The following is an 18252-nucleotide window of genomic DNA, read 5'->3' on the forward strand; positions in this document are numbered from 1 at the left end:
TCTCTTTGATACTAAACTTTACTTGGAGTAAAGCTCGACGATCAGGTGTTCATCGATGCCACCAGATATAACGGCACGTTCAGGAATAAACTTAAACGTACCGATCATTTCAGAAGAATCAATCTCCAACCAACTCAGCTCTTCACGTTGGGCAGACAGCTGAAGAGATTCTTTAATACGAGATTGTTTTTGTGCTTTCCGTCTGACACTGACTCTGTCATTAGGAGAGACTAAAAAAGAAGGTATGTTAACAACACGATCGTTAACCAGGATAGCTTTATGGGTAACCAGCTGACGTGCCTCAGCACGCGTTGCCCCAAAGCCGATGCGATAAACGACATTGTCCAAACGACGTTCTAGCAGTTGTAACAAGTTTTCACCCGTATTACCCTTTAAACGCGCAGCTTCTTTATAATAACCATGAAATTGACGTTCTAAAACACCATAAACACGACGAACTTTCTGTTTTTCACGTAGCTGCAGCCCATAATCAGACAGCCGAGGTTTACGCGTGCCATGTTGCCCAGGTGGTTGATCAATTTTACACTTAGTTTCAATCGCACGAACTCCGGACTTAAGAAATAAGTCCGTGCCTTCACGACGGCTCAGTTTGAGGTTAGGACCCAAATATCTAGCCATTTTTTTCTCCAACAAAACTAAAAATCGGCTCTATACCCGACGCCTTTTGGGCGGACGACAACCGTTATGAGGAATAGGGGTCATATCAGTAATACTAGTAATTCGATAACCCGATGCATTAAATGCGCGAACAGTAGATTCACGCCCAGGACCTGGGCCTTTCACTATGACTTCCAAAGTTTTTATACCATAATCTTTTACCGCTTCAGCACAGCGTTCTGCTGCAACCTGTGCCGCAAATGGCGTAGATTTACGAGAACCCCTAAAACCAGATCCTCCTGCTGTTGCCCAAGCTAAAACGTTTCCCTGACCATCTGTGATGGTAACGATAGTATTATTAAAAGAGGCATGAACGTGAGCGATACAATTAGGGATTTGCCTCTTTATACGTTTATGCGCACGAATAGGTGCCTTTGCCATTATTAATCCCCCCGATTATTTCTTGATGGGTTTACGTGGCCCCTTTCGGGTACGTGCGTTAGTCTTGGTACGCTGCCCCCGAACTGGGAGACCACGTCTATGACGCAAACCACGATACGTTCCAATATCCATCAAACGTTTTATGTTCAAGGTTACTTCACGACGTAGATCACCCTCGACAGTATATTTTGCAACCTGCTCACGTAGTTCTTCAATTTGTTTTTCAGACAACTCACTGATCTTAACAGCCGCAGAAACACCTGTTTTAGCACAGATATCCAATGCAGTAGTTCTACCTATCCCGTAAATTGAAGTTAAAGCAATCACGGCATGTTTTTTATCAGGGATGTTAATGCCTGCTATACGGGCCACTATGCACTCCTACTATTTATAATTAATACTGTATTGAAAGCCCGTTTCAGGATACTCAAACGGCATTAAACGACACATTTAAGAATGAGAGATAAAGCTTACCCACTCAGTTTTTGAAAAAATACAAAACATTAATCAACCTTGACGTTGTTTATGCTTTGGTTCATCACTACAAATTATTCTAACGACACCATGACGTTTTATAATCTTACAGTTCCGACACATTTTTTTAACGGAAGCACGCACTTTCATTTTAATTCTCCGAAATTTTCTCAATCGGCGATTTTAGCCTTTCAGGTTTGCTTTTTTCAAAGCAGACTCATACTGACTTGACATCATTAGAGTCTGCAACTGAGCCATAAAATCCATGATAACTACAACCACAATAAGTAAAGAAGTACCACCAAAATAAAATGGAACTTTCATAGCATCACGCATGAATTCTGGTATAAGACAGATAAAAGTAATATAAATTGAACCGATTAATGTAAGACGTGACATTACTTTATCTATATATTTTGATGTTTGCTCTCCTGGGCGAATACCTGGAACAAATGCCCCTGATTTTTTAAGATTATCTGCAGTTTCGCGAGGATTAAACACTAAAGCAGTATAAAAAAAACAGAAAAAAATGATGGCCGATGCATAAAGCAACACATAAAGGGGTTGACCAGGTTGCAAGTACATAGAAATAGCGGTGAGAGAGCTCCAACCTGTTCCATCACCAAACCAAGATGCTAAAGTAGCAGGAAACAATATGATACTCGAAGCAAAAATAGCGGGGATCACGCCAGCCATGTTTACCTTTAATGGTAAGTGCGTACTTTGCGCCGCGTAAATACGACGACCTTGTTGACGTTGAGCGTAGTTAACGACGATACGGCGTTGACCCCGCTCGATAAAAACAACAACAAAAGTTACTGAAAATACTAATGCTATAACAATCAGTAACAGCAAAAAATGTAAATCACCTTCTCTAGCTTGTTCAATAGTATGACCAACAGCAGAAGGTAATCCTGCAACGATACCAGCAAATATGATAATTGAAATACCATTACCTATACCGCGTTCAGTAATTTGCTCACCCAGCCACATAAGAAAAATAGTTCCAGTGACTAAGCTAACAACCGCAGTAAAGTAAAAAGGAAAACCAGGCGACAACACCAAGCCTTTCATTCCAGGCATATTGGGTAAACCGGTTGCAATACCAATAGATTGAATAATGGCCAATAATAAAGTGGCATAACGAGTATATTGACTTATTTTTCTACGACCGGATTCGCCTTCTTTTTTCATTTCTGCTAGTACTGGATGAACCACTGTTAGCAACTGAATAATAATGGAGGCAGAAATATAAGGCATAATGCCCAAAGCTAATATAGAGGCACGACTTAAAGCACCACCCGAAAACATATTAAACATTTCAATAATCGTGCCCTTTTGCTGCTCAAGCAATTTAGAAAGCACGGCTGAATCAATACCAGGAATTGGAATAAATGAACCAATACGAAAAACAATAAGAGCGCCAACAACAAACAAAAGACGACGTTTAAGTTCACCTAAACCGCCTTTAGTGCTTTGAAAATCTAGTGCTGTCTGTTTTTTGGTCATCTGCTGCTTATTCCTCAATTTTACCACCAGCAGCTTCTATAGCAGCACGGGCACCTTTAGTGACCCCTAATCCACGAATAATAACAGGGATTTCTATGGTGCCTGAAAGAATAATTTTTGCATATTGAGACTGATAAGGAATAATTTTACATGCCTTCAAAATATTGATATCGACAACATCTGTTTCGAGTAAAGCAAGTTGAAATAAACGAACCTCTGCTGTTACCATTGCCTTACGAGAGATAAAGCCAAATTTCGGCAAGCGGCGATATAAAGGCATCTGACCACCTTCAAAACCTCGACGTACACCGCCTCCAGTACGAGAATTTTGTCCTTTATGACCACGTCCGCCCGTTTTACCCAGACCAGAGCCGATACCACGACCTACGCGTTTTGGAGCCTGTTTGGCACCCTGAGCAGGCGATAAAGTATTTAAACGCATTGGTTACCTTCCTCAAGCAGTTCGACTTTAATCATATAAGAAACTAAGTTAAGCATACCGCGAATGGCAGGAGTATTATTGAGCTCTACGTGACGATTAATACGTCGTAAACCTAAACCATCCAGAGTCGCTTTATGCTTTGGTAAGCGGCCAATCCTGCTGCGAATAAGAGTCACTTTAATAGTTTTTCTCATGGTTTTATTTACCTAAAATCTCTTCGAGTGATTTACCACGCTTAGCTGCGATCATTTCTGGGGATTTCATATCTTTTAAAGCCTTAATAGTGGCACGTACCACATTAATTGGATTAGTAGAACCATAAATCTTCGCTAATACGTCGTGAATGCCTGCAACCTCTAGCAAAGAACGCATTGCACCGCCAGCAATAATACCTGTACCTTCAGAAGCAGGCTGCATAAATACTTGAGAACCAGTATGAGAAGCTTTAATAGAATATTGTAAAGTATCAGCATTTAGAGAAATGGTAATCATGTTACGGCGGGCTTTTTCTATTGCTTTCTGAATTGCCGCAGGCACTTCACGAGCTTTAGCATACCCAAAACCTACTCGTCCTTTACCGTCTCCTACGACTGTCAGTGCAGTAAAACTGAAAATACGACCACCTTTTACAGTTTTAGATACACGGTTTACGTCTATCAGCTTTTCCTGTAGTTCACCAGCATGTTTTTCTTTTTCGATGAGAGCCATTTTCACTAACCTCTAAAACTTAAAAATTAAGGCCAGCTTCACGAGCATTATCTGCCAGCGCCTGGACTCTGCCATGATATTGAAAACCAGATCGGTCAAAAGATACTTTTATAATACCTTTTTTCAATGCTCTCTCGGCAATAATTTTACCAACAAACGCGGCGGCTTCTTTATTTCCGGAGTATTTAAATTCCTGATTGATCACTTTTTCTACACTAGAAGCAGCAACCAAAACCTCAGAACCAGTTGGTGAAATAATTTGTGCATATATATGACGTGAAGTCCGGTTTATGACTAAACGAGTTGTACCTAATTCTTTAATCTTTTGTCGTGTACGGGTCGCACGACGGATACGGGCTAGTTTCTTATCCATAGTGTTACCTTACTTCTTTTTAGCCTCTTTGAGACGCACGCTTTCATCGGCGTAACGAACACCTTTGCCCTTATAGGGTTCAGGACGACGGTAATTTCTAATATCAGCGGCAACCTGAGAAATAAGCTTTTTATCAGGACCTTTAAGTATGATTTCAGTTTGAGTTGGGCACTCAGCAACAACACCCAACGGCAGTTGATGATCAATCGGATGAGAAAACCCTAAAGCAAGCTTTAGGATATTCCCCTGTATTGCCGCACGATAACCTACACCTACTAATGAAAGCTTTTTAGTGAAACCTTCGGTTACCCCAATAACCATGGAGTTAAGTAAAGCACGAGCGGTACCCGCTTGAGCCCAACCGTCTGAAACCCTTTCTCTTGCCGCCAGAGTTAATATATTTCCTGTATAATTAATATTCACAGCTTTATGAACTGAAATAGTTAATTCACCATTTTTACCTTTAATCGAAATAACCTGATTGTTGAGTTTCACCTCTACACCAGCAGGAATGACGATGGGAGTTTTTCCAACACGAGACATTCTATTCCTCGAATTAAGCTACGTAGCAGATAACTTCACCACCAAGACCAGCTTGGCGAGCTGCACGATCAGTGATAACACCTTTAGAGGTAGAAATAATAGCAATTCCCATACCACCCATGACCTTAGGCAGTGCATCTCTTTTTTTATAAATACGGAGACTAGGGCAACTAATACGGTCAATTCTTTCTACTACCGGTTTTCCTTGATAATACTTAAGTATTATTACCAAAGTTGGATTAGTTATGTCACCTTCGACAGTAAAACTGTTAATAAAACCTTCTTCCTTTAAAACTTCAGCTATAGCGACTTTCAATTTAGATGAAGGCATGGTGACTCCAACTTTGTTGGCGGCTTGACCATTACGGATACGAGTTAACATGTCCGCAATAGGATCTTGCATGCTCATTTTATCTTTAACTCCCGTGATTTAATTAATAGAATTACCAAGATGCTTTTTTTAGGCCTGGTATTAGACCTTGTACTGCGGCTTTACGAATTTTACTACGGCACAATTTAAATTTTCTAAGTACACCGTGCGCTCGGCCTGTCTGAGAACAACGGTTACTTTGTCGACATCGACTAGAATCCCGCGGTAAACGTTGCAACATCATCATAGCAGACCAACGTTCTTTATCTGATGAAGTAATACTAGAAATAATAGTCTTCAACTCTAGACGTTTTTCACAAAATTTCTTTTCCAATTTAATACGAATATATTCTCGAGCGATAATTGATTTCTTAGCCATATTAGTAATCCGCTTTTATTTACGGAATGGAAATTTAAAAGCAGCCAATAATGCAAGCCCTTCATCATCAGATTTTGCAGTAGTGGTAATGCTAATATCCAAACCAAAGATTTTAACAATCGCATCGTAATTAATTTCAGGGAAAATAATTTGTTCTGACACGCCCATATTATAATTACCACGACCGTCGAAAGACTTTTTAGATAAGCCACGAAAATCACGAATACGTGGTATGGCAATAGAAAGCAAACGCTCTAAAAATTCCCACATACGTTTACCACGTAAAGTCACTTTACATCCTATGGGATAACCTTGACGTATGCTAAAACCAGCAACCGATTTGCGTGCTTTAGTCACTAAAGGTTTTTGAGCGGAAATTGCTGCTAAATCCGACATTGCACTATCAAGCAATTTTTTATCAGAAACAGCCTCGCCAACTCCCATATTCAAGGTGATTTTTGTTACCCGAGGGACTTGCATGACAGAAGCATAGGAAAATTTACACATCATCTCTTTGATTACTATATCTTTATAGTAATCATGCAATCTTGCCATCATGTTACTCCAAATTAATTTCTAACTTTTATTTATCTTAGCAATGGCTTTACCGCTCGATTTAAAAAACCGAACTTTTTTACCGTTTTCATATTTAAAACCTATTCTATCAGCTTTACCGGTGTCTTCGTTGAAGATAGCAACGTTAGAAAAGTCGATCGGCGCCTCTTTTTCAATAATACCACCTGGTTGATTCTGAGCCGGAACAGGTTTTTGATGTTTCTTAACCAAATTTACGCCTTCAAGAATGACCTTCCCGTTTTTCAAAATTTTTTTTATTTTTGTTCGCTTCCCTTTATCTTTTCCGGTAAGCACAATAATTTGATCGTTACAACGAATTTTCATTGCCATAGCTCGCCTCTTAAAGTACTTCTGGCGCCAAAGAAATAATTTTCATAAACTTTTCATTACGTAATTCACGGGTTACCGGCCCAAAAATACGAGTACCAATAGGCTGTTCGGTATTCTTATTTAAGATAACACAAGCATTAGTATCAAACCGAATAATGGAACCGTCTGGACGACGTACACCCTTGCTTGTGCGCACTACAACTGCTTTTAAAACCTCACCTTTTTTCACCTTGCCACGAGGGATTGCTTCCTTAATTGAGATAACAATAATATCCCCAACACACGCGTAGCGGCGACGCGAGCCACCTAGAACCTTAATACACTTTACGCTACGTGCACCTGAATTGTCGGCTACGTTGAGCATACTTTCTTGTTGGATCATTTTAGTGCTCCAGTAACATTAACTAATTTAATACCTAAAAGCTTTTTAACATTTTTCAAAATACAGTTAGGAGTTTTAGGGTCGCTACTAAGCTGTGATATTAAAAAAATTTCAAAATCAAAGTTGTTATTCATTTCAAACTTATTTTATTGATTGAATCAAGTAAGCGCTTTTTTTATAACGCCAACGAAAGTCCAAGCCTTTGTCTTTGATATCGGACGACATTCACGGATAGATACAATATCACCTACGTTACACTCATTATTCTCGTCATGTATATGTAATTTAGTAGTGCGCCTGATAAACTTTCCATAAATAGAATGCTTAACAAAACGTTCGAAAGCAACCACCGCAGATTTTTGCATTTTATTACTGATAACACGGCACTGAAGGGTACGAGTATTATTATTCATGATACCCTCACTTTTTCAGTCAATAAGGTCTTAATACGAGCAATATCACGACGTATCTTTTTAAAAAGATCAGTTTCTTTTAGCTGACTTGCTGCAGCATGCATACGCAAATTAAATTGCTCGCGTAAAAGCTTCAAAATCTCTCTCTCTAGCTCTTCTATACTTTTTTTACGCAGCTCTTTTAATTCCATTTTTTCACGCAGCTCTTCTAGAGGCAACTCTTTTAATTGCATTACATCACCGTTTTAGTTACAAAAGTGGTTCCAACAGGAAGCTTTGCCGCGGCTAGTTTAAAAGCCTCACGAGCAATTTCTTCAGAAACATCACCCATTTCAAATAAAACTTTTCCTGGTTGAATTAAGTCAACCCAATATTCTACATTACCCTTTCCTTTGCCCATGCGTACTTCCAACGGTTTTTGAGTAATCGGCTTATCTGGGAAAACACGGATCCAAATTTTACCTTGGCGCTTAATACAACGCGTCATTGCTCGACGAGCAGATTCAATTTGACGGGCTGTTAACCGGCAACGGCCAGAGGCTTTCAAACCAAAGTGACCAAAAATAACATCAGTCCCATTAGCCAAGCCGCGATTACGGCCTTTGTGCATTTTTCGAAATTTTGTTTGTTTTGGTTGCAACATCAGCGATTCTCCTTACTTCGGCCTTTGCGCTGCTGTTGTTTAGGTTGTTCAGCCTGTTTAAACGGAAGCACGGTACCCAAAATTTCACCTTTAAAAATCCACACTTTAACTCCAATAACACCATAAGTAGTATGTGCTTCGGAAGTATCGTAATCAATGTCTGCTCTTAAAGTATGTAGCGGAACGCGACCTTCACGATACCATTCAGTGCGAGCAATTTCAGCCCCACCTAAACGACCACTGACTTCTACTTTAATACCTTTAGCTCCAGCTCGCATTGTATTTTGTACTGCACGCTTCATAGCTCTACGAAACATTACTCGACGTTCTAGCTGTGAAGTAATACCATCTGCAACTAATTTTGGATCTAATTCTGGTTTCCGAATTTCATAGGTGTTAATTTGAGCAGGAACACCGGCAATAAGAGCAACACGCTTACGCAATTTTTCAACGTCTTCACCTTTTTTACCAATAACAATACCAGGTCGTGCTGTGTAAATAGTGACACGAATGCTTTTTGGTGGACGCTCAATAACAACATGAGAAATTGAAGCTTTTGACAATTCCTTCGTCAAAAACTGACGAACTTTAAAATCTCCCTGCAAATTTTCAGCAAATTCTTTCGTGTTGGCATACCAAGTAGAGAGCCAATACTTGATAATACCTAGCCGAATAATTTTAGGATGTACTTTTTGACCCATTACTCGTCTCCAGAGTCTCTGCCATCAGACACAACAACAGTAATGTGGCTGGTGCGCTTCAATATACGATCTGCACGGCCTTTGGCACGTGGCATTGTACGTTTCATGGTAGGGCCTTCATCTACGAAAATTCGCGTAATTTTCAGTTCATCAATGTCAGCACCATCGTTGTTTTCTGCATTAGCAACAGCAGATTCTAATACTTTTTTAACTAAAACCGCGGCTTTTTTATTAGTGTAACTTAAAATTTCCAGAGCTCTCGGCACTTGCTTACCGCGAATCAAATCCACTACGAGGCGTACTTTTTGAGCAGAAGAGCGGGCGTGGCAATGTTTAGCGATAGTTTCCATCTCTTTCCTCATCTTAGCGTTTTTTTGCCTTTCTATCAGCGGCGACGTGGCCACGATAAGTACGAGTGGGTGCAAATTCTCCCAGTTTGTGGCTAACCATCTCGTCAGAAATAAACACCGGGACATGGAGACGACCATTGTGGATAGCAATAGTTAAACCTATCATTTCTGGAAAAATCGTTGAACGACGAGACCAAGTTCGAATTGGTTTCTTATCCTTATTATTTTCTGCCGATTTTTCTACCTTCTTCAGCAAGTGTCGGTCAACGAAAAAACTTTTCTTGAGAGAACGTGGCATATGGTTTACCCTGTGATTATTTTTTACTACGGCGACGTACAATAGATTTATCAGTACGCTTGTTGTTACGCGTTTTCTTACCCTTCGTTTGAACTCCCCAAGGGGTGACGGGGTGCTTGCCGAAATTGCGGCCTTCACCGCCACCATGTGGGTGATCTACAGGGTTCATTGCTGTACCGCGCACTGTAGGACGAATTCCTCTCCAACGCTTAGCGCCTGCTTTACCTAAAACACGTAACATATGTTCAGCATTACCTACTTCACCGAGAGTTGCTCTACAATCTGAATGGATTTTACGAATTTCACCGGAGCGAAGACGAAGGGTAACGTAAAAACCCTCACGCGCAATAATTTGAACATACGAACCTGCAGAACGTGCTATCTGAGCACCTTTACCAGGTTTCATTTCTACGTTATGCACCGTGGATCCAATTGGAATGTTACTCATGGGCAAGGTATTTCCTGCTTTAATTGCAACATCAACACCCGATTGAACTTTGTCGCCTTTTTTTAAATCTTTTGGGGCCAAAATATAACGCCGCTCACCATCTGAATATAAAAGCAATGCGACGTTAGCTGAACGACACGGATCATATTCCAAGCGTTCAACCAAAGCAGAAATTCCATCTTTATTGCGTTTAAAATCAATCAGACGGTAATGCTGTTTGTGGCCACCACCAATATGACGAGTAGTAATACAACCCCTGTTGTTACGCCCGCCGGTTTTGCATAACTTTGTAAGCAAAGGACGATATGGTTTACCCTTATGAAGCTCAGAATTGACCACTTTAACAACATGGCGACGGCCTGGAGATGTAGGTTTACATTTAACGACTGCCATTATTAACTCCTCCAGCTTATTCTTGACCCGTGACTAAGTCCAAGTTTTGGTCTTTTTTCAAGGTAATGTAAGCTTTTTTCCAATCGCTACAACGACCAATACGCTGACCTCTACGTTTTGTTTTTCCTTTAACTATTAAGGTGTTAACAGCAATAACATCAACTTTTAAGAGACATTTTACTGCAGCCTTAATTTCTGCTTTAGTGGAATTTATTAGCACTTTAAATACGACGGTATTTTTCTTTTCTGTTAAAAAAGAAGATTTTTCTGATATATGTGTTGCTCGTAATATTTTTAATAGATATTCTTCAGAAGTCATGCCAACATCTCCTCAAGTTGCTTAACCGCATTCCCCGTCATAACCACTTTATCGAAAGAGATTAAACTCACTGGATCAATACCTGCAGCATCACGAACATCAACTTTATAAAGGTTACGAGCCGCTAAAAATAAATTTTCATCCACTTCTTCTGTTACAATTAAAACGTCTCTCAGAGACATTTCTTTTAATTTTTGAATCAATAATTTGGTTTTAGGTTTTTCAACAGAAAATGTCTCAACAACGATTAAGCGGTTTTGACGCACTAATTCAGATAAAATACTTTTTAGTGCGCCTTGATACATTTTTTTATTTACTTTTTGGCTATGATCCTGAGGTTTTGCAGCAAAAGTAATGCCGCCAGATCGCCAAATTGGGCTTTTTACAGACCCTGCGCGAGCGCGTCCTGTCCCTTTTTGACGCCAAGGCTTTTTACGTGAAGCTTTAACTTCAGCTCTGCTCTTTTGAGCACGGGTGCCTTGGCGGGCGCCTGCCGCATACGCAACAACAACCTGATGGACAAGCGCTTCATTAAAATCACGACCAAAGGTAGTTTCGGAAACAGTTAGCGCGCATTCCGCGTCTTTCATTACTAATTCCATTCCTATCTCCTCGACGTTACGCTTTGACAGCCAGTTTTACGATCACATCTTTCCCCACTGCTCCAGGAACACCCCCTTTGATTAAAAGTATCTCGCGTACAACGTCTACACGCACTACTTCTAAGTTCTGGATTGTGACTCGTTCATTACCTAACTGGCCGGACATTTTTTTGCCTTTAAATACTTTTCCGGGCGTTTGGTTTTGACCAATAGAACCAGGAACACGATGAGACAATGAATTACCATGACTAGCATCTTGTGTACGAAAGTTCCAGCGTTTCACAGTACCTGAAAAACCTTTACCTTTTGATTTTCCAGTAACATCGACTATATCGCCTGGCTTAAACATTGACACTTCAAAAGTATGACCTAAAAAAACAGTTGCATCTTGTTCAGAGACACGAAATTCCCACAAACCACGACCAGCTTCTACATTTGCTTTGGCAAAATGCCCTGCTTTTGGTTTGTTAACTCTACTTGCTTTTTTAGTGCCCGTAGTTATCTGTAAAGCCAAATATCCATCGCTATCCAAATTTTTTATTTGGGTCACTCGATTTGCTTTTATTTCAATTACGGTAACAGGAATTGAAATACCGTCTTTGGTAAAGATACGAGTCATACCCAATTTTTTACCAACTAAACCCTTCATCGTTTCAACCTCTTCGTTGCTCAATGACTTGACTAACCTAGTTGAATATGAACGTCTACACCTGCAGCAAGATCTAAGCGCATTAAAGCATCAACTGTTTTTGCTGTTGGTTCAATGATGTCAACGATACGTTTGTGAGTCCGTATTTCATATTGATCGCGCGCATCTTTATTAGCGTGCGGAGAAACTAAAATAGTAAAGCGCTCTTTATGAGTTGGCAATGGAATGGGACCACTCACCTGAGCACCTGTGCGCTTCGCTGTCTCTACAATTTCGGTTGTCGACTTATCTATTAAACGATGATCAAATGCTTTCAAGCGGATACGAATTCTTTGTTGTGTTTGGGTCTGCATTAGACCAGAACTCCGATTTTTTATAAAAAATATTAGCTACACTCGCGTATAAAAATGACCGAAAAACGAGCGTAACTCTTTGTTATATAACCTTCGAATTGAAGGTATTGTTCTTAGGCTGATACTGAAATCCTTTAAGGAAGCGCATTATACATAACTGTTTTTAGAAAACAACAGAATTCAAAGTTATCAAAATAAATTTTGATCATTTCGTAAAAATGTCCTTTGTTTTGAAAAAAAATTGAAATTTTATACCGACATAAGGCTTTGATTAAATCCATCTACAATAACGTGCGCTTGCTGCCGAGAACAATTGTCAATACGCGCATTAATCCCATAAATCTCCCACAACATTTCTGTTGTCAGAACTTCTTCAGAGGGTCCACTCGCTTTTACTCCGCCGTTCGCGACAACAATCATTTGATCGGAAAAACGTAACGCATGATTAAGATCATGCAATGCAATAAAAACAATAATGTTTTTTTGTTGAGCCAGGCTACGAATAAAATTGAGTACTTGTAATTGATGATACATATCAAGTGCACTGGTCGGCTCATCCATCAGTAATATCTCTGGATCACGCGCTAAAATTTGCGCAATAGAGACCAGCTGGCGTTGCCCACCGCTTAATTCAGTGAGATAGCGAAAAGCCAATCCATTAATAGATAATGACGACATAAGCTATCAATCAAGATCAACTCATCGTTATGCACACGCCATGAAGGGGTAAATTGTTTTCGTACCAAAAGCAAGGATTCATAAACCGTTAACCGTGCATTTATGACGGCCTCCTGTGGCATGTAACAGACGCCAAAATGCCCTTTTTTATTACCCGTTAAATGAACCTTTCCTTCACCCTCTATGATCCCCGCCATACGTTTAAATAAACTTGATTTTCCCGAAGCATTCGGCCCAACCACAGCCACCACCTGCCCTCCTAGAAAAAAGGAGGTATTGATTTTGCTCAACACTTGATGAGTCCCATAAGCCACCCCTACTTCTTCTAACCGTAATTTCACCATGTATTTCGCCTACTATGTAAAATTAATGTGACAAAAAAAGGGATGCCAATTAATGAAGTGACGACACCAATGGCTACTACTATTCCTGGTATCAGTAGCTTGCTCACAACAGAGCTAATAGAGAGCAATAAAGCGCCCGTCAGTAATGAAGCCGGCATAAAAAATCGTTGATCTTCACCTATCAACATACGAGCAATATGAGGCCCGACTAAACCAACAAATCCAATAGCACCCACAAAAGAAATGGGTATCGAAGCCAACAAACTCACTAATAATAAAATCTCAAGACGTATATTTTTAACATTGATACCTAGACTCTGTGCTTTTTCATCACCCAGCCTGAGTGTTGTTAATGCCCAAACCCGCTTGATTAATAAAGGAAGAGTGAGTATGAATATTGAAAATACCACGGCGACTTTTGGCCAAGTGGCTTTCATTAAGCTCCCCATGGTCCAAAAAACAACAGCAGCAACGGCTTGCTCATGAGAAAAATATTGAACTAACGCCAACAAAGAGTTGAAGGTAAAGACCATTGCAATACCGAGTAATACCAAAGTTTCCGCACGCCCGCCCCGTCTCAAACTTAATAAGTAAATCATACAAGCAGAGAATAACGCCATGATAAAAGCATTAATAGAAATCATATATTCAGTTAATATTGGAAATAGTCGTAGGCCAAATACAAGCCCAAGAGCAGCACCAAAACTCGCCGCTGCGGCAATCCCTAATGTAAAAGGACTCGCTAAGGGATTATTTAAAATGGTTTGCATCTGTGCTCCAGAAACCGATAAAGCAGCCCCGACCAGTAATGCCATTAATGCCATTGGCATTCGAATATCCCATAACACAACTCGTAATTGTACCGGCACTGTATTAGGCATGATAAGGGCTTTTGCAATATCCCATAAATCATAATTGGCTGGACCCAAAGCCAAATCCAATAAAAAATTCAATATCAGAAGTAGGGCAAGAAAAAGTAATAAACATATTTTTTTCCTGACCAAAATTCGATAGATATGAGATTGAGAGAGATCCTTTTTAATAATATTTAAATTCATATTTTTTAATGATTTAAGGCAATAAAATAACCAGGTTCATACGGAACAGGTAAAAATCGTTCATGAAATTCACGAAAAGTCGCATTGGGATCCAATGACTGAAAAAGGTTTGGGTGAAACCATTTAGCCAGCTGCTGAATGGCAATAAAATCATAAGGGCTATTATAAAATTGATGCCAGATAGCATAAAACTCGCGATTTTTTACCGCTTTAGTGCCAAAATAGGCAGGGCGATGAATGACAAATTTTTCATAGATTCGAATATATTTTTATTTTCAAAATAACGAGCCCAACAGGTAGCCGAAACAACCAACCCCAGCGCTTGCAATCCATAGCAAAAACCTGTAGTCAAATGACTCTCTTTATAAATATCGATGATATATAAAGAAAAAGAAGATTGTGGGATCATTCGGCTGACCAGTAATAAACCCAGAATCATCAGTAATCCAAAAATATAAGAACGAGGATATTCGTCAGAAATTGGGGGGATGCTTTTATCCAAACACGGTTTTTCTTTTAAGCAAGATAAAACACCGTGGGATTGCGGCAAAAAAATCAAGATGCTGACAGCAGAAAGCAAACATAAAATCGCCGCTATCATGTTGATCCAAAAAAAACTCAAATAATCGAGAATAATCCCACCAACAAGCGTGCCGAGAAAAGATCCCACATTAGTAGAAATCTGTAAGTAAGCAAATAAACGAGGTCTTTTATCAGAGGGAATCATGCTAACACCGTAAGCCTGTGCGGGGGCGATGTATCCGGCACAAGCCCCCTGTATAAAACGCAGGATCAGAATCACCATGATGTTATCAGTCCAAGCTAAAACAAACTGTGTCAAAGACAAGCCTAAAAGCGCGCGCAGCATCATCATTTTATTCCCCATCCGATCGCCCATTTCCCCCCAAAAAGTACTGGTTAACATGATGCCAACCATCGGGAGCACATAAACCGCCGTGCCGGAAAAACGCAACTCGGATGTCAAGCTGAGGCTTTTTAAATGTACGGGCCAAAAAGGGCCGCTCATTTCGATGGCCCCCATGGAAACTAATTGTACGACAAACAAAAAATGCATTAAGCAGGATACACTGCCTATGAATTTAGGCATATCAGACCTGTTATTTTTTTGCTATCCATTGGGCCAGTGTTCAGGAAAATAATCTAAAGCACTCTGACACGAAGAAAAAGATCCCATATCATCACGAATCCAAAAATATATTTTTTCAATATAAGGTAAATCAAGATTCAAGCGTTTTGCCATCGCCACCAATAAAGACAAACCCATAGTTCACGTCTTCATGAAAAGCACGGTGAGTTTTATCAAAAACGTATCCCTTTTGGTCAACGGGGATCAATGGCAGAGGGATCCTCCGATAGGCTTGATTCGTACGTAGCACGGATAATAAAGTGTGATTTTCAATGATCTGCTCCGCATAAGCTTCCCTGATTTCTTCTAACAACGGGTGAACAGAAGACAAATCAATCCGCAAAATTTTTTCTATGGCTCGGCATAATAATTGATTCTCTTCATCAGTGCGTTGCAAAAAATAAACCGCTAATTCAGGGCAATCTTCCCACCAGCAAAGTAAAGAAGAAAAATAGTTTTTATACATCTGCCCATAAGGACCAATATGCCCATAAATCACGGAGCTGTGCATGATAGGATTTCCAGGTGTGAGTGTGATCGCAAGATAATTTGGCAAAATCTCAATAGGCATGCCATAAAGCGATTGTAAATAAGCCAATAAAGTCGCATGGGCTTCCAAACTCTCACGTTGATGACAGGCAATATAAAGGTGATTTTTTGCACCTCCCATTCTGATCCATTCTCCTAAGCAGAGATCAAAAGCAATATGGGGGACATCTTTCATACCCCAAATAACCACATTAGGGCGTTGATTCAATACCTTTTCTGCCAACCAGTCAAAACCGCAAAACCCCGGGATCGCACCGACAAAGACGGTTTTATGAGAGGGCAAATGAGGCGCTATTTTTTTTAATAAGTCAGGCCGAATATGGGCGGGTACCGTAATAATCACCATATCGGCGTCTTTTAAAGTCTCTTCGACCTGACAGGAAACGACATCAGGGCGAGCCGTCAAAATGCTGCATTCTGGTCGTATTGCTTTTATTTCTCCCCCGTTTTTTTGAAAGTGTTTAACCAACAAGAGGTTTTCGGTCAGCAAAGAAACTTTAACGTTTGGGCGTTGTTTAAAAAGAACCGCTGATAAATGACCTGTGCGCCCACCGCCACAAATGACGATATTTAATTTTTCATTCTTCACAAAGCATCCTTTAATACTTCTGTTTTAAAAAACCATTCGTCAAGTTGTTGCCATATCGTTTGATCAAGAAGATCTCGTTCTTCTAACCATTCTTCATTAAAAACAGTGTTGAGATATTTTTCTCCACCATCGGCCACCGCGATCACAATATTGCCCGAAATTTGATTTTGATAAATCAGCTCCAATGCTTTATAGATCACTCCCCCTGTTGAACCGCCTACCAAAAGGCCATATTTTTTAGCTATGTAACGGGCGGTTTCAAACGCTTGAGCGTCGGAAACCTGTTCACCCATATCAATCGTACTATAATCAAAGACCAAACCTACGGTATCTCCGTCTGGTGTGCCCGTACCTGATTGATAATAAGGATGTCCTGGTTTTCCGAAAACAATAGAACCTACAGGCTCAACCGCAATGATCGTTGTATTGGGATTATGGACCTTTAAACCATGAGAAATCCCCGTCATCGAACCACCTGTTCCTACACAACCCACATAAGCATCCACTTTTCCAACTTGCTGCACTATTTCTCTGACAAAATCACCATACCCCCCTGCATTGGCAACGTTGTCTGATTGATTCATAAAAACAGCGCCTGGGATTTCTTTTGCTAAAGCGGCGGCAAGATGTTGTCTCTCCACCACGGCGACTTCATTTTCTTTATAGTTCCCGGTTACATAATTGAGCTCCATTCAATTCTCCTCCATAGGGATAAAATGAAAGCGGCGGTTTTTTATGATCATAATCTGCCGGACTGTGCTCCTTTAAGTACGCCTGAGATTTGTGTTGATCAACGTACTGTACTGGTAAGCCTCCGCCAATATTCATGATCTGCGCTTTAATACCAAGCGACTGAGCCCTTGTTATCATGGGATGCAACTCACGAATGGCCTCAATCCGTGTTTTACAGTCATAACCACTGAGATGAAAATGAAAACCTAAAAAATGGCATTGTTTTTTTAGAGATGCGAGTTTGTCTAAACATAACGAAAGATCTTCACTTTTCATTCCAAAACGGCTGATTGGCAAAAAACTCGGACGATAGCGCAGCAACACACGAACCTGATGTGCAGGCTGAATATGAGCAATTAACGCTTTTATTTCTTCGAATTCTTCGGTTGAATCAATCGAAATACACGCATCATGGGTGATGAGATCGGTGAGAAATATCGAAGTTTTAGAAGGGCCACTGGCACAAATTTTTGAATAAGGGATCCCCGATTTTCGCGCCGCGCGCATCTCATAAAGACTAGACACATCAGCGCCAATGCCACTTTTTGCGGCGGATTCCGGCAAAGCCTGTGATTTATTGACTTTCACCGCATAAAAAATCAAATGTCGATGTAATTGCTGCAATGCTTTACGTAGAGCCGTGAGATTATTGTGTAGATTTTCTGGCCAAATGAGGTTGAGGGGAGAACCATATTTTTTGACGTAGGCGGTTAATTTCTCTGGGGTTGTGTTGCTCATTATCAGCAGAATAATAAGAATTATCCTTTTTATTGCCTATAGGTTGGGCACTGGGTTTGATGATTTGGAACAGACTCAATGTACTGATCGTTTTCCCTGCGTC

At 40.2% G+C, this 18252-nt stretch carries 33 protein-coding genes and 1 pseudogene; all 34 read right to left on the minus strand.

Features of this window, described 5'->3' with window-relative positions; translation table 11 throughout:
- Positions 1-18: 18 nt before the first annotated feature.
- On the minus strand, positions 19-639 hold the full coding sequence (gene rpsD, locus HDEF_RS08265) for a 30S ribosomal protein S4 (protein WP_015874201.1): 621 nt from the start codon (positions 637-639) through the stop codon (positions 19-21).
- A gap of 30 nt (positions 640-669) precedes the next feature.
- The gene (gene rpsK / locus HDEF_RS08270; protein WP_015874202.1) at positions 670-1059 is read right to left on the minus strand and encodes a 30S ribosomal protein S11; all 390 of its coding nucleotides are present in this window, start codon (positions 1057-1059) and stop codon (positions 670-672) included.
- 15 nt (positions 1060-1074) lie between these two features.
- Positions 1075-1431, minus strand: coding sequence for a 30S ribosomal protein S13 (gene rpsM, locus HDEF_RS08275; RefSeq protein ID WP_015874203.1), 357 nt, complete (start codon positions 1429-1431; stop codon positions 1075-1077).
- A gap of 135 nt (positions 1432-1566) precedes the next feature.
- A complete protein-coding gene (gene rpmJ, locus HDEF_RS11720) occupies positions 1567-1683 on the minus strand; it encodes a 50S ribosomal protein L36 (RefSeq protein ID WP_015874204.1) in 117 nt (38 codons plus the stop codon).
- A 33-nt stretch (positions 1684-1716) separates the two neighbouring features.
- Positions 1717-3042, minus strand: coding sequence for a preprotein translocase subunit SecY (gene secY / locus HDEF_RS08280; RefSeq protein WP_015874205.1), 1326 nt, complete (start codon positions 3040-3042; stop codon positions 1717-1719).
- A gap of 7 nt (positions 3043-3049) precedes the next feature.
- The gene (gene rplO, locus HDEF_RS08285) at positions 3050-3484 is read right to left on the minus strand and encodes a 50S ribosomal protein L15 (protein ID WP_015874206.1); all 435 of its coding nucleotides are present in this window, start codon (positions 3482-3484) and stop codon (positions 3050-3052) included.
- Complete coding sequence (rpmD, locus tag HDEF_RS08290; protein ID WP_015874207.1) at positions 3475-3678, minus strand: 50S ribosomal protein L30; 204 nt, start codon at positions 3676-3678, stop codon at positions 3475-3477. Before rpmD ends, rplO begins: the two co-directional genes overlap by 10 nt.
- Positions 3679-3682: 4 nt before the next feature.
- Entirely contained in the window at positions 3683-4192 is a 510-nt protein-coding gene (gene rpsE, locus HDEF_RS08295; protein ID WP_015874208.1) for a 30S ribosomal protein S5, read from the minus strand.
- Between the two features lie 19 nt (positions 4193-4211).
- Positions 4212-4565 (minus strand): 50S ribosomal protein L18, encoded by a 354-nt coding sequence (gene rplR / locus HDEF_RS08300; RefSeq protein WP_015874209.1) that lies wholly within the window; start codon positions 4563-4565, stop codon positions 4212-4214.
- A 9-nt stretch (positions 4566-4574) separates the two neighbouring features.
- Positions 4575-5108, minus strand: a complete 534-nt coding sequence (gene rplF / locus HDEF_RS08305) for a 50S ribosomal protein L6 (RefSeq protein ID WP_015874210.1) — start codon at positions 5106-5108, stop codon at positions 4575-4577.
- A 13-nt stretch (positions 5109-5121) separates the two neighbouring features.
- Complete coding sequence (gene rpsH, locus HDEF_RS08310; RefSeq protein ID WP_015874211.1) at positions 5122-5517, minus strand: 30S ribosomal protein S8; 396 nt, start codon at positions 5515-5517, stop codon at positions 5122-5124.
- Positions 5518-5551: 34 nt separating this feature from the next.
- Positions 5552-5857, minus strand: coding sequence for a 30S ribosomal protein S14 (gene rpsN, locus HDEF_RS08315; protein WP_015874212.1), 306 nt, complete (start codon positions 5855-5857; stop codon positions 5552-5554).
- 15 nt (positions 5858-5872) lie between these two features.
- Positions 5873-6412, minus strand: coding sequence for a 50S ribosomal protein L5 (rplE, locus tag HDEF_RS08320; RefSeq protein ID WP_015874213.1), 540 nt, complete (start codon positions 6410-6412; stop codon positions 5873-5875).
- 21 nt (positions 6413-6433) lie between these two features.
- Positions 6434-6763 (minus strand): 50S ribosomal protein L24, encoded by a 330-nt coding sequence (gene rplX, locus HDEF_RS08325; RefSeq protein WP_015874214.1) that lies wholly within the window; start codon positions 6761-6763, stop codon positions 6434-6436.
- A gap of 10 nt (positions 6764-6773) precedes the next feature.
- A complete protein-coding gene (gene rplN, locus HDEF_RS08330; RefSeq protein WP_015874215.1) occupies positions 6774-7145 on the minus strand; it encodes a 50S ribosomal protein L14 in 372 nt (123 codons plus the stop codon).
- A gap of 158 nt (positions 7146-7303) precedes the next feature.
- Entirely contained in the window at positions 7304-7558 is a 255-nt protein-coding gene (gene rpsQ / locus HDEF_RS08335) for a 30S ribosomal protein S17 (RefSeq protein WP_015874216.1), read from the minus strand.
- On the minus strand, positions 7555-7749 hold the full coding sequence (rpmC, locus tag HDEF_RS08340; RefSeq protein ID WP_015874217.1) for a 50S ribosomal protein L29: 195 nt from the start codon (positions 7747-7749) through the stop codon (positions 7555-7557). Before rpmC ends, rpsQ begins: the two co-directional genes overlap by 4 nt.
- A 41-nt stretch (positions 7750-7790) precedes the next feature.
- Entirely contained in the window at positions 7791-8201 is a 411-nt protein-coding gene (rplP, locus tag HDEF_RS08345; RefSeq protein WP_015874218.1) for a 50S ribosomal protein L16, read from the minus strand.
- Positions 8201-8902, minus strand: a complete 702-nt coding sequence (gene rpsC, locus HDEF_RS08350; RefSeq protein ID WP_015874219.1) for a 30S ribosomal protein S3 — start codon at positions 8900-8902, stop codon at positions 8201-8203. The genes rplP and rpsC overlap by 1 nt, the downstream gene beginning before the upstream one ends.
- Positions 8902-9252 carry a 50S ribosomal protein L22 gene (rplV, locus tag HDEF_RS08355; RefSeq protein WP_015874220.1) on the minus strand — a complete coding sequence of 117 codons (351 nt, stop codon included), beginning with the start codon at positions 9250-9252 and terminating at the stop codon, positions 8902-8904. The genes rpsC and rplV overlap by 1 nt, the downstream gene beginning before the upstream one ends.
- A gap of 13 nt (positions 9253-9265) precedes the next feature.
- Positions 9266-9550: a 30S ribosomal protein S19 gene (gene rpsS / locus HDEF_RS08360; protein ID WP_015874221.1), complete on the minus strand. Its 285-nt coding sequence runs from the start codon at positions 9548-9550 to the stop codon at positions 9266-9268.
- Positions 9551-9566: 16 nt separating this feature from the next.
- Positions 9567-10391, minus strand: coding sequence for a 50S ribosomal protein L2 (gene rplB, locus HDEF_RS08365; protein WP_015874222.1), 825 nt, complete (start codon positions 10389-10391; stop codon positions 9567-9569).
- A 16-nt stretch (positions 10392-10407) separates the two neighbouring features.
- The gene (gene rplW, locus HDEF_RS08370) at positions 10408-10710 is read right to left on the minus strand and encodes a 50S ribosomal protein L23 (RefSeq protein ID WP_015874223.1); all 303 of its coding nucleotides are present in this window, start codon (positions 10708-10710) and stop codon (positions 10408-10410) included.
- The gene (gene rplD, locus HDEF_RS08375) at positions 10707-11312 is read right to left on the minus strand and encodes a 50S ribosomal protein L4 (protein WP_015874224.1); all 606 of its coding nucleotides are present in this window, start codon (positions 11310-11312) and stop codon (positions 10707-10709) included. Before rplD ends, rplW begins: the two co-directional genes overlap by 4 nt.
- Before the next feature lie 16 nt (positions 11313-11328).
- Positions 11329-11961, minus strand: a complete 633-nt coding sequence (gene rplC / locus HDEF_RS08380; protein WP_015874225.1) for a 50S ribosomal protein L3 — start codon at positions 11959-11961, stop codon at positions 11329-11331.
- Between the two features lie 32 nt (positions 11962-11993).
- On the minus strand, positions 11994-12314 hold the full coding sequence (gene rpsJ, locus HDEF_RS08385) for a 30S ribosomal protein S10 (protein WP_015874226.1): 321 nt from the start codon (positions 12312-12314) through the stop codon (positions 11994-11996).
- 249 nt (positions 12315-12563) lie between these two features.
- A complete protein-coding gene (locus HDEF_RS13565) occupies positions 12564-12992 on the minus strand; it encodes an ABC transporter ATP-binding protein (RefSeq protein ID WP_202820377.1) in 429 nt (142 codons plus the stop codon).
- Positions 12941-13336 (minus strand): ATP-binding cassette domain-containing protein, encoded by a 396-nt coding sequence (locus tag HDEF_RS13570; RefSeq protein ID WP_202820378.1) that lies wholly within the window; start codon positions 13334-13336, stop codon positions 12941-12943. The genes HDEF_RS13565 and HDEF_RS13570 overlap by 52 nt, the downstream gene beginning before the upstream one ends.
- A complete protein-coding gene (locus tag HDEF_RS08395; RefSeq protein WP_015874227.1) occupies positions 13330-14394 on the minus strand; it encodes a FecCD family ABC transporter permease in 1065 nt (354 codons plus the stop codon). Before HDEF_RS08395 ends, HDEF_RS13570 begins: the two co-directional genes overlap by 7 nt.
- Before the next feature lie 5 nt (positions 14395-14399).
- Positions 14400-14642, minus strand: a pseudogene (locus HDEF_RS13345) (ABC transporter substrate-binding protein); the annotation flags it as partial.
- Complete coding sequence (locus HDEF_RS08400; RefSeq protein WP_015874228.1) at positions 14597-15502, minus strand: MFS transporter; 906 nt, start codon at positions 15500-15502, stop codon at positions 14597-14599. The pseudogene HDEF_RS13345 and the gene HDEF_RS08400, both read right to left, overlap by 46 nt.
- Positions 15503-15632: 130 nt before the next feature.
- Positions 15633-16679: an NAD/NADP octopine/nopaline dehydrogenase family protein gene (locus HDEF_RS08405; protein ID WP_015874229.1), complete on the minus strand. Its 1047-nt coding sequence runs from the start codon at positions 16677-16679 to the stop codon at positions 15633-15635.
- Positions 16676-17371 carry a pyridoxal-phosphate dependent enzyme gene (locus HDEF_RS08410; protein WP_015874230.1) on the minus strand — a complete coding sequence of 232 codons (696 nt, stop codon included), beginning with the start codon at positions 17369-17371 and terminating at the stop codon, positions 16676-16678. The genes HDEF_RS08405 and HDEF_RS08410 overlap by 4 nt, the downstream gene beginning before the upstream one ends.
- The gene (locus tag HDEF_RS08415) at positions 17340-18149 is read right to left on the minus strand and encodes a type III PLP-dependent enzyme domain-containing protein (RefSeq protein WP_015874231.1); all 810 of its coding nucleotides are present in this window, start codon (positions 18147-18149) and stop codon (positions 17340-17342) included. The genes HDEF_RS08410 and HDEF_RS08415 overlap by 32 nt, the downstream gene beginning before the upstream one ends.
- Positions 18150-18252: the final 103 nt, after the last annotated feature.

This window comes from Candidatus Hamiltonella defensa 5AT (Acyrthosiphon pisum) (assembly GCF_000021705.1).
Classification (GTDB): Bacteria; Pseudomonadota; Gammaproteobacteria; order Enterobacterales; family Enterobacteriaceae; genus Hamiltonella; species Hamiltonella defendens.